The sequence below is a fragment of the Geomonas propionica genome (assembly GCF_016458235.1).
Lineage (GTDB): Bacteria > Desulfobacterota > Desulfuromonadia > Geobacterales > Geobacteraceae > Geomonas > Geomonas propionica.
Genome location: NZ_JAEMHK010000035.1, coordinates 1 through 1,066 on the forward strand (window position 1 = coordinate 1; position 1,066 = coordinate 1,066).

A 1,066-nucleotide genomic window follows, 5' to 3' on the forward strand; every position below is an offset into this window, starting at 1 on the left:
AGCCGATTAGCGCTAATCTTCAGCAGATTGCTTTTTAAGACGTTTTCTGTCGCACCTAAACAGTAGGATTGCCGTGAACGATCACCCTTACAAGGAGTCGGACATGGCACAGAATCGAATCCAGTTTCAAAAGGGCCTTAGCTTACCGGATTTTCTCCGCGATTTCGGAACGGAAGAGCAATGCGTTACCGCACTTGAACAGATGCGATGGCCGCAGGGATTTGCATGCCCAAATTGCGAGAGCTCGGGTTTCAGCGTTGTGTGGCATCGAAAGGTAAAGACCTTCCAGTGCAAGGGCTGTCATAGCCAGACTACGGTAACCAGCGGGACGATCTTTCACTCGTCAAAACTGCCTCTGACGACCTGGTTTCAGGCTATGTACTTCCTGACACAAACAAAGAATAACGTATCCGCGTTAGAGTTAACGCGCCTTCTTGGCATCTGCTACCGCACCGCTTGGCGCATGAAGCACAAGCTGATGCAGGTCATGTGCGAGAGAGAAGCTGCAACTGTTCTTTCTGGCCGAGTCGAGGTAGATGACGCATACCTGGGCGGCCGACATGAAGGCAAAGGCGGTCGAGGATCAGAGAACAAAATACCTTTTATCGCAGCCGTAGAAACGAACTCCCAGGGACATCCTAAGCGTGCTGTTTTCTCACCAGTAAAGGCTCTAAACTTTACAGAAATTGCAAAATGGGCTTGCGCATCATTGTCAGAATCTACCACGGTAATAACCGACGGCTTGTCCTCTTTCAGAGCTGTAGTAGCTTCAGGATGTGCGCATTCCTTTGAAGTAGTTGGCAAAGAACGGAAAAGCACAGCACTAGGCTGTTTTTACTGGGCAAATACGGTCCTTAGTAATGTAAAGACCTCCATTGAGGGCACCTATCATTCTTTCGACTTCAGCAAGTACATAAAGCGTTACCTTGCAGAAATTCAGTATCGTTTCAACCGGCGCTTTGACCTGAAATCAATGTTCTCACGCCTTCTTTTCGCAGGCGTAAGGACCGGTAAACGAACAGAACGTTGGTTACGTCTTGCTGAAGATTAGCGCTAATCGGCTAAA

The 1,066-nt window shown here is 48.5% G+C and carries 1 protein-coding gene; it reads left to right on the forward strand.

The genetic code is table 11. The features are described 5' to 3' along the window. The first annotated feature begins 103 nt into the window (after positions 1-103). Entirely contained in the window at positions 104-1,051 is a 948-nt protein-coding gene (locus JFN90_RS22030; RefSeq protein ID WP_199397286.1) for an IS1595 family transposase, read from the forward strand. The last annotated feature ends 15 nt before the right edge of the window (positions 1,052-1,066 follow it).